The 13,418-nt window shown below is 40.3% G+C and carries 15 protein-coding genes; 14 read left to right on the forward strand and 1 reads right to left on the reverse strand.

From position 1 onward, the window contains the following. Positions 1-125 (forward strand): IS630 transposase-related protein (locus A5N85_RS17170; protein ID WP_346243165.1); only part of this gene is annotated, 125 nt, incomplete at its 5' end. A gap of 152 nt (positions 126-277) precedes the next feature. Here A5N85_RS17170 and A5N85_RS02930 read toward each other — a convergent pair. Further along, a complete protein-coding gene (locus A5N85_RS02930) occupies positions 278-1,471 on the reverse strand; it encodes an alpha-hydroxy acid oxidase (protein WP_072575902.1) in 1,194 nt (397 codons plus the stop codon). Between the two features lie 87 nt (positions 1,472-1,558). Between A5N85_RS02930 and A5N85_RS02935 the strand changes: the two genes are divergently transcribed. The 13 genes from A5N85_RS02935 to A5N85_RS02995 all read left to right on the forward strand — a co-directional run. Then, positions 1,559-2,242 carry an ABC transporter ATP-binding protein gene (locus A5N85_RS02935; protein WP_072575903.1) on the forward strand — a complete coding sequence of 228 codons (684 nt, stop codon included), beginning with the start codon at positions 1,559-1,561 and terminating at the stop codon, positions 2,240-2,242. Continuing rightward, on the forward strand, positions 2,211-3,056 hold the full coding sequence (locus A5N85_RS02940; RefSeq protein ID WP_072575904.1) for an ABC transporter permease: 846 nt from the start codon (positions 2,211-2,213) through the stop codon (positions 3,054-3,056). Before A5N85_RS02935 ends, A5N85_RS02940 begins: the two co-directional genes overlap by 32 nt. Positions 3,057-3,097: 41 nt before the next feature. After that, entirely contained in the window at positions 3,098-3,673 is a 576-nt protein-coding gene (locus A5N85_RS02945) for a Maf family protein (protein WP_084601575.1), read from the forward strand. Between the two features lie 18 nt (positions 3,674-3,691). Then, positions 3,692-5,179, forward strand: a complete 1,488-nt coding sequence (locus tag A5N85_RS02950) for an Rne/Rng family ribonuclease (protein WP_072575906.1) — start codon at positions 3,692-3,694, stop codon at positions 5,177-5,179. Further along, a complete protein-coding gene (locus A5N85_RS17535; protein WP_072575907.1) occupies positions 5,176-5,550 on the forward strand; it encodes a DUF1007 family protein in 375 nt (124 codons plus the stop codon). Before A5N85_RS02950 ends, A5N85_RS17535 begins: the two co-directional genes overlap by 4 nt. After that, positions 5,459-5,791, forward strand: coding sequence for a DUF1007 family protein (locus A5N85_RS16890; RefSeq protein ID WP_428843249.1), 333 nt, complete (start codon positions 5,459-5,461; stop codon positions 5,789-5,791). Before A5N85_RS17535 ends, A5N85_RS16890 begins: the two co-directional genes overlap by 92 nt. After that, positions 5,775-6,647 (forward strand): nickel/cobalt transporter, encoded by an 873-nt coding sequence (locus A5N85_RS02965; protein ID WP_072575909.1) that lies wholly within the window; start codon positions 5,775-5,777, stop codon positions 6,645-6,647. The genes A5N85_RS16890 and A5N85_RS02965 overlap by 17 nt, the downstream gene beginning before the upstream one ends. Before the next feature lie 95 nt (positions 6,648-6,742). Beyond that, positions 6,743-7,756: a class 1 fructose-bisphosphatase gene (gene fbp, locus A5N85_RS02970; RefSeq protein ID WP_072575910.1), complete on the forward strand. Its 1,014-nt coding sequence runs from the start codon at positions 6,743-6,745 to the stop codon at positions 7,754-7,756. Between the two features lie 189 nt (positions 7,757-7,945). Then, complete coding sequence (locus tag A5N85_RS02975; RefSeq protein WP_072575911.1) at positions 7,946-9,217, forward strand: NupC/NupG family nucleoside CNT transporter; 1,272 nt, start codon at positions 7,946-7,948, stop codon at positions 9,215-9,217. A 1-nt stretch (position 9,218) separates the two neighbouring features. Next, the gene (deoC, locus tag A5N85_RS02980; RefSeq protein WP_072575912.1) at positions 9,219-9,920 is read left to right on the forward strand and encodes a deoxyribose-phosphate aldolase; all 702 of its coding nucleotides are present in this window, start codon (positions 9,219-9,221) and stop codon (positions 9,918-9,920) included. A gap of 2 nt (positions 9,921-9,922) precedes the next feature. Continuing rightward, positions 9,923-11,251, forward strand: coding sequence for a thymidine phosphorylase (gene deoA, locus A5N85_RS02985; protein ID WP_072575913.1), 1,329 nt, complete (start codon positions 9,923-9,925; stop codon positions 11,249-11,251). A 65-nt stretch (positions 11,252-11,316) separates the two neighbouring features. Continuing rightward, on the forward strand, positions 11,317-12,945 hold the full coding sequence (locus tag A5N85_RS02990) for a phospho-sugar mutase (RefSeq protein ID WP_072575914.1): 1,629 nt from the start codon (positions 11,317-11,319) through the stop codon (positions 12,943-12,945). Between the two features lie 126 nt (positions 12,946-13,071). Continuing rightward, the coding region (locus A5N85_RS02995; RefSeq protein WP_211268050.1) for an N-acetylmuramic acid 6-phosphate etherase family protein at positions 13,072-13,418 on the forward strand (347 nt) is incomplete at its 3' end.

The raw sequence follows: 13,418 nt of genomic DNA on the forward strand, positions 1-13,418 counted from the left end.
TTAAGGATATTGAGCAGTATCCTGATGATTACCAATGGGAAAGCGCTAGACGTTTTAATTGCTCGCAATCAGCGATTTGTTATGCTCTAAAGCGACTAAAGATAACGCATAAAAAAAGATTATAGTGCGATCAGCTAAAAAACAAAACATCCTATAGCCCTTATCTAGCCATTCTGGCGGTAGATAACGTTCTGTTTTTTAGCTGATTTGACTATATACCTAAAATAAAAAGCCTACTTCAACAGTAGGCTTTTTAAATATTGTTTTAACTAAATGATTAATCTTTATTAGTAAATTTATCTGGTAGAGGATAGGTACCGGGCAATAAAATATCTTGAGTAACATTATTGATATTGGTATGACCACAAAAAGCCATTGTTGTATCCAATTCGTTATGAATAATTTCTAGTGCTTTGGTTACCCCTGGTTTGGCGTAAGCACCTAGACCATAGATATATGAGCGCCCAATTAGCGTGCCTTTTGCGCCTAATGCCCAAGCTTTTAGAACATCTTGTCCACTTCTAATACCACTATCTACCCATACTTCTACTTTATCACCAACAGTGTCTACAATACGGGGTAAAACATCAATCGTTGCTGGCGCACCGTCTAACTGACGTCCACCATGATTAGAAACTACAATAGCATCTGCGCCATGTGCAACAGCAAGTTCTGCATCTTCTGGCTCCATAATACCTTTTAAAATCAATTTTCCTCCCCAATGATCACGAATGCGGTCAATCAATTCCCAATTCAGAGCAGGGTCAAATTGTTCTGCTGTCCATACAGATAATGAACTTAAATCACTAACACTTTTAGCATGACCAACAATATTACGGAAAGTTCTACGAGGGGTTTTTAGCATATCTAAACACCACCACGGCTTAGTAGCTAAGTTAATAAGGTTTGAAATAGTAGGTTTTGGTGGCGTTGAAAGCCCGTTTTTAATGTCTTTATGTCGCTGCCCTAATACTTGTAGATCTAAGGTAACCACTAATGCTGAACACCCAGCTGCTTTTGCACGATCAATAAGCCCATACATGAATTCACGCTCACGCATAACGTAAAGCTGGAACCAAAAAGGTTTGCTTACTTTTTCTGCAACATCTTCAATTGAACACACACTCATGGTTGATAAAGTAAAGGGAACACCAAATTTTTCCGCTGCTTGTGCGGCTAAAATTTCGCCGTCTGCATGCTGCATCCCACATGAACCTACAGGTGCTAATGCCACAGGCATAGCTACATCTTGTCCTATCATTTTGGTCGCTGTCGTGCGATTTTCCATATTGATTGCTACACGCTGACGAAATTTGATAGGCGTATATTCCGTTTCATTGCTACGATAGGTAGTTTCAGTCCAAGAACCAGAATCACAATAATCGTAAAACATTCTAGGAACCCTACGTTCTGCAACCTGACGTAAATCTTCAATGCAAGTCATTTTATCTAAGGGCGGAATAAAAAGCATAAATACCTCCTGTTAATACAATTTTGGTATTGTTTGCTAAGTAAGCGCACAATACAATGTGGAAATTGTAATCTATTTAAGCCAACCATGCTGATCTTATTGTCTTTTTCTCGGTTAACACGATATAACCAAAATATCATTTTACTAAATCAAGCTACAGGGAAACTTGAGGAAGGTGACCGTATTGCCCTCACAGGGACTAGTGGGAGCGGTAAAAGTTTACTATTAAGAGCCTTGGCTTCGCTTGACCCTATTGATGCTGGAGAAATATTTTACCGAAATCAACAAAACCTACCGCCAAGAGAGTGGCGAGCCAAAATTTGCTATCTCTCACAAACCCCTGCACTGGCAGAAGGAAAAGTAGAAGATAGTCTGAAAGCACCTTACCAATATCAATATCATCAAAAACAAATCTATAATCGAGATTTTCATATCACTCGCTTAAAAATGCTAGGAAAGGAAGAAGATTTTCTAAATCGTGAATCTTACCAACTATCAGGGGGTGAAAAACAAATTGTTAATCTCTTAAGAAGTTTGCAATTTTCACCACAAATTCTTTTATTAGATGAGCCAACAGCTGCTTTAGACCCTGAAAGTAAGCAGCAACTAGAACAATTAGTACTAAATTGGTGTACTGAACAACCGACACGCGCTTATATTTGGATTAGCCATGATCCAGAAGAAGCAAGCCGTATTGCTAATCGAAAATGGCAAATGCATAAAGGACAATTGACAACCGATGAACCACACAATCACCCTAACCATAACTAATATTTTTGTCGCGACAATTTTAATTTTAATCGCTGTATCCGTTTCCTATGCACTGAGACTAAAACTCGAAAAATCTCTCATCATTGCGGCAATACGAACGATTGTTCAGCTTAGCTTTATAGGTCTGATATTAGCTTGGGTGTTTGCGCGTAGTTATTGGTATGAAACTTTGATGATTTTAAGTATCATGACCCTAATTGCAGCTCAAGCTTCGCGTGCAAGAATACAGCGTCCTTATAAAGGGCTCTTTTTAGACAGTTTATGCGCTATTTTTGTAGCAGGTTGGATAATTCTCTTTATTACTCTTTGGATTATCCTTAATATTCATCCTCGCTTTACTCCTCAATACCTTATCCCTATCGGCGGAATGATTTTGGGAAACGCCTTAACTGCAATATCTCTAACTGCGGAACGCTTTATTAGCAGTTTGCGTCAATATTCTGATGCCATTCAAACACGATTGGCGCTTTCTGCAACTCCATGGGAAGCTTGTCGGAAAGAAGCGGCTGAAGCGCTTCGCGCTGGTATGATGCCCAGTATCAATGCAATGAGCGTAGTCGGCTTAGTAAGCTTACCGGGAATGATGACAGGACAAATACTTACTGGCGCTGATCCTCGCCAAGCTGTTCTCTATCAAATCGTTGTAATGTTTATGATGAGCGCTGCATGCGCTATTGCTTGTGTTACAATGTTAGTACTGATATTTCGTCGCCATTTTAATGCCTTACAGCAGCTTATTTTTCCTCCTGAGCAACTGAGAATTTCTTGGTGGTCAAGATTAAGGTATTATTTTATCTCAGGAAAATCTTATTAATAAAATATGGATTTTATCTTTTTATCTTCACCTAAATCACTATGTCTTTAATTCTCGCATCTGCTTCTCCACGTCGTTCGCAATTACTCACTCAAGTGGGTATCGCGCATCAGATGATTCCCGCAAATATTGATGAAACTCCTCGTCTAAATGAAACACCGATAGAAAGCGTTGCTCGATTTTCGCATGAAAAAGCAGCAGCTATTGCTGCACGATATCCGCACGACATCATTTTAGCGGCTGATACTATTGGTATTTTAAATGGACAATTGCTTGGTAAGCCTAAAGATGCTGCACATGCAATGGAAATGCTTTTACAAATGAGCGGCAAGTGGCATGAAGTGGTAACGGCTTTTACGGTTCAAGCTCAAGCAGAAATTATCAGTCAAACTGTCATTACCAAAGTAAGAATACGTCCTGCTGATAAAAAATTACTTGCTGCATATATTGATACTGGCGAGCCATTAGATAAAGCAGGAAGCTATGGAATTCAAGGTGCTGGTGCATTGTTAGTGGAAGAAATTCAGGGAGATTATTCTGCTGTGGTAGGATTACCATTGATTACGGTTGTTAATGTTTTACACCGATTTGGTATTATGCCTTTTACTGCTCGCTAATTTTCTTTTGGATTTTTCATGAATACGCTTATCCCTTTACAAGTGCCTACAGCGCCCCCGCCAGTTAATACCGAAATTTTAGTCAACCATACGCCGTATGAAACACGAGTGGCTATTTTAGAGGATGGGGTACTCCAAGATGTGATGGTTGAACGAGAGCGTCGGCGAGGAATTGTCGGTAATATTTATAAAGGCAAAGTTCAACGTGTTTTGCCGGGAATGGATGCGGCTTTTATTGACATTGGATTAGAACGTGCCGGCTTTTTGCATATGAAAAATATCAATCGTCGCCAAGAAAATATTGAAAAAATTACTGATATTTTGTATGAAGGACAAACACTATTAGTTCAAGTCCTTAAAGATCCCATTGGTACAAAAGGCGCACGATTAACCACAGAAATCTCTATCCCTTCTCGATTTCTTGTTTATTTACCTAATGCAAATGATATAGGTGTATCTATTAAAATTGCTAGCGAAGCTCAACGTCAAAGCTTACGCGAGTTAATGGTTGGCTTTCATCAAGATCAACAAGGCGGATTTATTGTTCGTACTGCCATAGAATCAGCAGACATTTGGGCAATGCGCGCAGATATGCAGTATTTGCGTCGTATGTGGGAAACCATTTTAGATGCCTATCAAGCAGCGCATGCTGGCGAGTTGATTTACGGTGATTTACCACTATATCTAAAAGTACTACGTGATTTTGTTTCTCCTTCTGTTAGCAAAGTTACTGTTGATCATCCTTCAGCATATGAACAAATGGCAGCTTTTGCTGCAAATTTTCTCATTGAAATGGCAGACTGTATTACCTACTATAACAGCGATCTTAGTTTGTTTGAACGTCATGGGGTTGAGGAAGAATTAGAAAAAGCACTAAAAAGACATGTTACGCTAAAATCAGGTGGATATTTAATTATTGACCAAACAGAAGCCATGACAACAATTGATGTCAATACAGGTGGGTTTGTCGGTAAACTCTCTCAAGAAGACACTATTTTTAAAACCAATTTAGAAGCGGCAAAAGCAATTGCGCGCCAACTCCGATTGCGTAATTTAGGTGGCATTATTATGTTAGATTTCATTGATATGCTTGATCCAAAACACCAAAAAGGGGTTATGGATGCTTTACTAACAGCCCTTGCCAAAGATAAAAGCAAATACACAATTAGCCCAATTTCTCCGCTAGGCATTATTGAGATGACACGTAAACGCACAAGAGAAAGCTTACGACAAGTGATGTGCGAAACGTGTCCAACGTGTGGTGGACGAGGTTATGTTAAAACCATAGAAACACAAGTCTATGAATTATTCAGAGATTTAATGCGTGAAGCGAGAGATTATACGCCTAAACAATTAACGGTTATGGGCGACCCTAATCTAATTGAGTTTATTCGTGAAGAAGAATCTTTAGCATTCTCAGATTTACAAGTTTTACTTAAAACCCCTATTCGCTTACATCCCGAGCCGGCTTATAGCGACGGACAATATGATATTGCTGTTTCATGAAACGCATTTGGTCAATCATATTTCTTTTTTTATTCTCCAAAGCTTTTGCTCATCCACATGAATGGTTGAGCGTTACGCTTACGCCTATTCTAAATAATCAAAATCAAATTATAGCGCTTGAACAACATTGGGAGTTTGATCCGCTTTTTGCACAAGTAGTATTAGAACCTGTCCTCAAAGCCAAAACAAAAGAAGATGCCAAAGCAAAAATGCAAGGGATTGAAAAAGACATCACACATAATCTTTCTGAAGCGCATTTTTTTACTTATAGTTCCACAAATTTTTTTACCCGTAAAAAAGGCAATGCTATCAGTCATAGAAGGAGCATTAACTTATCAATTTCAGCTTCTACTCAAAACCCCTACCGATAAAATTCATTTTAGTTTATATGAACCTAGCTACTATATAGAAGTCCGCTACGACCCAGATAATCAGCCGACGCATTGGGCGAATGGCTGCATATTAGAAATAAAAGAAAGTGAGCCTGATAGTAAAGTCGTTGAAGCTGCTGCTGCTATTGATATCAATGGCAAAGGCGATCCTGAGCTAGGTAAATATTTTGCTCAACAAAGTTTTCTTAGTTGCCCTTCTATTTATGCTGTTAAAAAATAAATTTGTTATTCTTCTTTTAGTATTATTCGGATTTACTACACTGGTTTGGCTAACGCGTGACTATTGGCTTGCCCTTATTTATCAGCTTCAACAAACACAAAATGCCTATCAGCGTCAAATCAGTCAAGCACTAGCAAGTTTACGGCATCAAAATAATAGCTCTTTGCAATGGAGCTTAATGGGCATTGCTTGGCTATATGGTTTTTTACATGCGATTGGTCCCGGACATGGAAAAGCCGTACTAACCACATGGCTACTGACACAGCCAGAGCATTATCGCCATACTTTATTGATTGGCATTGGGGGCGCTTTCTTGCAAGCCATTAGTGCATTTTTTTGGGTGGGAGTAAGTATTGGCGTTGGTGGCTATCTCATCCGAGAAAGTATGGCTCAAAGCATTTGGCTAAACCGATTGAGTTTCTTATTTATTATCTGTATTGGCTTATATCTTATCTATCGTGCTTTCCCACGTAAACAATTTTCACATTGTCAATGCGGTCATCATAAGCATTCTCATCATCATAAACCTGCTATTGTCGCAGCCATTGGAATTGGTATCCGCCCCTGTAGTGGTGCATTGCTGATTTTATCCGTTGCCGCCGCGTGGGGTCTTTGGGAAACAGGTGCGTTAATGGTATTTGCAATGGCTATGGGGACTGCAACGACGTTAAGTATCATTGCACTATTACTGATTTTAGGCAGAAAACCGCTTCTAATGAGATTTTCACAACAAAATCCTTCTCGATTTTATTATTGGTTACCTTTATTTGGCGGTTTTTTGATAACTTTATTAGGCATATTTCTACTGATAAGCACTTTTTCTTTATCAGCAACTAAGCATCCTATACTTCATTGACTTCACGCCCTTTCTTACCTATAGCGAGTGACACGGATTAGCATTAAAATAACATAAATCGTTCAACAATCCTCATAAAACTCACAGGAGATAACATGAAAAGTCTTGGCGAATTCATTATTGAGAAGCAAAATGAATACCCGGGTGCTAAAGGCTCTCTTTCCGGTATTCTTTCCGCTATTCGCTTATCCGCTAAACTCTTACATCGAGATATCAATAAAGCTGGCTTAATTACGGATGTCCTTGGTGATACGGATAATGAAAATGTACAAGGAGAAACACAGAAAAAACTCGATGTCTTAGCACATGACACCATTAAAAAAGCACTATTTAATCGAGATGATGTGGCTGGATTTGCTTCAGAAGAAGAAGAACACTTTATTGCCTTTAATACCGAGCGCGGCAAAAATGCAAAATATATCATTCTCACTGATCCTTTAGATGGTTCATCAAATATTGATGTTAATGTCGCTGTTGGCACCATTTTTTCAATCTACCGCCGTGTTACCCCAATCGGCACCTCCGTAACCTTAGAAGACTTCCTACAACCTGGGAATCGCCAGGTGGCGGCAGGCTACGTCGTTTACGGTTCATCTACCATGTTGGTTTACACCACAGGCAACGGCGTGAACGGCTTTACCTACGACCCCTCTTTAGGTATGTTTTTACTCTCACACGAAAACATCCGCATTCCAGAAGACGGCAACATTTATTCTATCAATGAAGGCGGATACGTTAAATTTCCACAGGGCGTAAAAAAATACATCAAGTATTGTCAGGAACAAACAGAAGATAGCTCTCGCCCTTATACTTCTCGCTACATTGGTTCTTTAGTTTCTGATTTCCATCGAAATATGCTTAAAGGGGGAATTTACATGTATCCGCAAGCCAGTAGCTATCCTAATGGTAAATTACGCTTAAATTATGAATGTAACCCTATTGCTTTTTTAGCAGAACAAGCAGGTGGTATTGCCACTAATGGTCAACAGCGTATCTTAAATATTCAACCACAAACACTACATCAGCGTAGTCCTTTTTTTGTAGGCTCAAAAAATATGGTGGAAAAAGTGATGAATTTTATTCAAGATAACCCCGAAAGAATTTACTAAATCAAATTTCAAAAAATCCACTCTTATTGGAAGTTATTTAAAAAAACAATAAAAAATAAAAATAGCATTCTATTTAACTATATGTTTTTAATAACATAAAAAAATGATACTAAAAAACTGATGCTATTTTACTAGAAACTCTATATAGAATATTTTAGACTGTAATTTTTCAACTAAAGGAACTTTAATATGTCTGTAATAATGAGCTTGGTTGGGATGGCAGTATTGATTGCCATTGCTTTTATTTTCTCCGTAAATAAACGTGCAATAAATCCACGCACCGTGTTCGGCGCCTTTGCTTTGCAATTCTGTATTGGTGCTTTCGTTCTCTATGTTCCTTGGGGACAAACCGCGCTAGGCATTGCGAGTGATGGCGTCAAAAAAGTGATTGACTACGGTAATGAAGGTGTAAGTTTCTTACTTGGTGGCTTAGTAAGCGATAAGATGTTTGAACTTTTCGGCGGAAGCGGATTTATTTTTGCCTTCCGCGTCCTACCCATGATTATCTTCTTCTCATCTCTGATTGCTGTGCTTTATTACCTTGGCATCATGAGCTGGATTATCCGCATCATTGGCGGTGCTTTGCATAAACTACTCGGCACTTCTCGCGCAGAATCCATGTCAGCAGCAGCTAATATTTTCGTTGGACAAACCGAAGCGCCTCTAGTGGTTAAACCTTTTGTTCGTGATATGACACAATCTGAACTCTTTGCCATTATGTGTGGTGGATTGGCTTCTATTGCTGGGTCTGTATTAGGTGGCTATGCGCAAATGGGCGTAGAAATGAAATATCTACTCGCCGCTTCTTTTATGGCAGCACCGGGCGGACTTCTATTTGCAAAATTACTCGTTCCTGAAACACAAGTTCCCCCTAGTAATGAAAATCTAACCAATAACTTCTCTGCTGATGCAGATAGCAAACCAGCAAACGTTATTGATGCAGCAGCCGATGGCGCAAGCTCAGGTATGCAGCTTGCAATCAACGTTGCCGCCATGTTGCTCGCTTTCGTAGCTTTAATTGCGCTCATCAACGGTATATTTGGCGGTATTGGCAGCCTCATTGGTATGCCTGATTTATCATTAGATAAAATCTTTGGTTGGTTATTTGCACCATTAGCATGGCTAATTGGCACCCCTTGGAGTGAAGCACAAGTTGCGGGTACATTCCTTGGACAAAAACTCGCAATTAACGAATTTGTGGCTTACGCCAATTTCCAACCCTATCTACAAGGCGCAACAGATATTGTGTTAACAGAAAAAACCAAAGCGATTATCTCTTTTGCCCTTTGTGGTTTTGCAAACTTTAGTTCAATCGCTATTTTAGTAGGCGGACTCTCTATCATGGCTCCTAACCGCCGTAAAGACGTTGCACGTTTTGCTATGCCAGCACTTTTAGCAGGTACGCTTTCTAATTTAATGAGTGCGACCATTGCCGGATTATTTATTGGTTTAGGAGGTTAAGATGCAAAATGCTGATATTGTTAAATTGATTGATTTAACCAGTCTTAATGACAACGATACCCCTGAAGTTATTGATCATCTCTGCCAACAAGCGACAACCCCTCTTGGAAATGTCGCTGCCGTATGCGTCTATCCACAATTTGTTAAACAAGTAGATGACACATTACTAGGCATTCCTGTCGCAACCGTGGTTAACTTTCCTGCCGCAACCGATAGCCTAGATAAAGTTCTTAAAGATACAGAGCAAGCGCTAAAAGATGGCGCCGATGAAATTGATTTAGTCTTACCTTATCGTGATAGCAATGAAAATTCCTTAGCGATGGTCAAAGCGGTCAAAAAACTCTGTTTGGACAATAATGCGCTTTTAAAAGTCATCATTGAAAGTGGCGCTTTTGACAATACCGCCGATATTAAAAATGCCGCTGCAATTGCAATTGATGGCGGTGCAGATTTTGTAAAAACCTCTACCGGCAAAATTGCTGTTGGCGCAACGCCTGAAGCGGCGAAAGCGATTTGTGAAGTCCTTGCTGAAAAAGGCGTGAGCGACAGCGTGGGCATTAAAATTTCGGGTGGCGTTCGCACACCTGAAGAAGCCAATATGTATTTAGAAATTATCACTCAACAATTTGGTCGTGATTGGATCACGCCACACCGCGTGCGCATCGGTGCGTCTTCTTTATTAAATGCGCTATTGGAGAAATAAATATGGCAAAATTTTTACCGCAAGAAATTATTCGGAAAAAACGTGATAAAGGTATTTTAACGCCTGAAGAAATCCAATTTTTTGTCTCTGGTGTTACTGACGGCAGTATCGGAGAAGGACAAATTGCCGCCCTTTGTATGTCTATTTTCTTCAATGATTTAAATATTGAAGAGAAAAGTGCTTTAACGTTGGCTATGCGCAATTCTGGCGATAGTTTGGATTGGTCTAATGTTGGCTTAAATGGTCCTGTTTTAGATAAACACTCAACTGGCGGCGTTGGTGATGTTGTTTCGCTAATGCTTGCCCCAATGCTCGCCGCTTGTGGCGGTTACGTGCCAATGATTTCTGGTCGTGGATTAGGTCATACAGGCGGAACACTAGATAAACTCGAAGCTATTCCGGGATTTGATATGTATCCAAGCCCTGATAATCTTAGCCGTATTGTCAAAGAAGTTGGCTGTGCCATTATTGGACAAACAGGCAACCTAGCGCCAGCAGATCGTAAAATCTATGCTACACGTGATATTACCGCAACTGTGGAATCTATCGCACTCATCACTGCTTCTATTCTTTCTAAAAAACTCGCTGAAGGATTAGATAGCTTAGTAATGGACGTAAAAGTTGGTAATGGCGCCTTTATGCCAACCTATCAACAATCACAAGCCTTAGCGCAATCCATCGCAAGCGTTGCTACAGCCGCTGGGTGTCAAACCACCGCTCTACTTACAGATATGAACCAAGTATTAGCATCTAGTGCAGGAAATGCAGTCGAAGTCGCTGAAGCCATTCGCTTTTTACGCAATGAAGACGTTAATCCTCGATTAAAAGAAATCACTATGGCTCTATGCGCAGAAGCATTAGTCAACGGTAAATTAGCGAGTGATAGAGATGATGCTCGCAGACAATTACAAGAAACACTGGATAGCGGAAAAGCTGCTGAATACTTTGACCGTATGGTCGTTGCACAAGGCGGACCAGCTGATATTTGCAATACTTATGAAAAACATCTTCGTAAAGCCGCAATTATCAAACCCCTTTATGCGCCGTGTGAAGGCATTATTAGTGCTATGGATACGCGCTCTATTGGTATTGCAGTAATCAATCTAGGCGGCGGACGTCGTCGCGCAGAAGATAAAATTGACCACGCAGTTGGCTTTGACGATATTCTGCCTTTAGGCACAAAAGTTGATACACAAACCCCTATCGCAATCATTCATGCGCAAAGTGAAGAAGCTTATCAGCAAGCTGCACAAGAATATCTAGCAGCATTAGAAATTGGTGAAAAAACACCTGAAAAAACGCCTGAAATCTACGAAACAATCAATCCTTAATTCATTCTTTTCAGACGCCACTCTTTTATTGAGTGGCCTCTCTCTTTAATATAAGAGGATATTATATGACAGACAATCTCTTATCTATCGCTCAACATTGGCTAGAACAAGACCCAGATACCGAAACTCGAGAAGAGCTACAGGCAATTATTAACAACAACAATACCGAAGAACTACACAAACGTTTTCATGGTCGTTTACAATTTGGTACTGCTGGACTAAGAGGTCCTTTACAAGCCGGATCAATGGGAATGAACCGAGTATTAGTCGCTCAAGCAGCTGGTGGATTAGCGGCTTATCTCAAACAGAAAAACAATAAACCTAGCGTTGTTATTGGCTGTGATGCACGTAAAAACTCCTATCAATTTGCAAAAGATAGCGCAGAAATTTTACAAGGCGCGGGCGTGACCGCTTATCTTTTACCAGAAAAACTCCCAACGCCTGTCTTAGCTTATGCGGTTCGTAAACTCGGCGTTTCTGCGGGAATTATGGTAACCGCTAGCCATAATCCCCCTGAAGACAATGGCTACAAAGTCTATCTTGGTGATGCGGATGATGGCGCGCAAATTGTGCCACCTGCGGACAGCGAAATTGCCTCAGAAATTGAAAAAATTGCGCAAGGGGATATTCGTGATTTACCGCGCGATAACCACTATCAACAATTAGACAACAGCGTTTGGGAAGACTATATTGCAACAACGGCTTTGCTTGCGAATCAAACACCGGTTGAACTAAATTATATCTATACCGCCATGCATGGAGTTGGCAAAAATACCTTCCTAAAAACATTGGAGAAAGCAAACTATCCTTTACCACATTTAGTCAGCGAGCAATGTGACCCTGATCCAACATTCCCAACCGTCAACTTCCCTAATCCAGAAGAAGCTGGGGCGTTAGATCTCGCTATTATCGCTGCTAACTATATCAATGCCGACTTTATTTTAGCGAATGACCCTGATGCCGACCGCCTCGCTGTTGCACTAAAAGATGCCGAAGGCAATTGGAAGCCCCTACATGGTAATACCGTAGGATGTTGGTTAGCATGGGAAGCGGCGAAAGCTGCCCAGTCTGAAGGAAAACAAGGAACTCTTGCTTGTTCTTTAGTTTCTAGCCCTCAGCTGGCTAAAATTGCAAAAGCGTACGACTTAGTACATGAAGAAACGCTCACAGGCTTTAAATGGATTGGTCGAGTACCTAATCTTCTCTTTGGCTACGAAGAAGCCTTGGGCTATTTAGTTGATCCACAAAAAGTCCATGATAAAGATGGAATTTCTGCTGCAATGGCATTTTTAAATTTAGCCCTGCGCTTAAAGCATGAAGGCAAAACCTTTATCGATTATGCTAACGAATATACCGAAAAATTCGGTGCAGCTGCTAGTGGACAAGTTTCTATTCGTGTCACCAACCTTTCTCGTATTGGAGAAATCATGACAGAAGTTCGCAATAGCCCGCCACAAACATTAGTTGGATTGCCTGTCATTGCTTACACCGACCATTTACAAACTGAGCGAAACAATAACATCTTAGTCTTCCATATAGAAAAAGATGGCGAAGAAGCCCGTGTTATTTTCCGCCCTTCTGGCACAGAACCTAAGCTCAAAATTTACCTTGATACAGGCGCACCAACACAGGCACAAGCAGACGCCCTTTTAGAAAAACTTATTTCTGAATTAAAGCAAACCTACACTGACTAAGCCTAAAAAATAGTCGGGAGATTTCCCGACTATTTTTTTATCAACTCCTCGCTGTCCTTCTTAAACTAATCTTCTTTACCCTGCTTTCTACTATAATAATCTCTCGTATTACCCTACTCTTCTACCATGATAACAACCGAAACTCGAAATCCTACCAGCCAAGAGATTGATACTCTATCTACTATTGAGATACTCCAACGAATCAATCAAGAAGACGCTAAAATTGCCAACATCATCGCAACAGAAATTCCTAATATTACGCTTGCTGTAGACGCAATTGTCCACACCTTTTCTCAAAAAGGACGATTGATTTATATAGGCGCTGGAACATCTGGACGATTAGGCGTATTAGATGCCAGTGAATGTCCACCAACCTATAACACCGACCCCAATCAAATTATCGGCATCATCGCAGGTGGGCATCAGGCACTCACTGAGGCGATAGAAAACGCCGAAGACAATCAAGAGCAAGC

It is taken from the genome of Suttonella ornithocola, from assembly GCF_001889065.1.
Taxonomy (GTDB): Bacteria; Pseudomonadota; Gammaproteobacteria; order Cardiobacteriales; family Cardiobacteriaceae; genus Suttonella_A; species Suttonella_A ornithocola.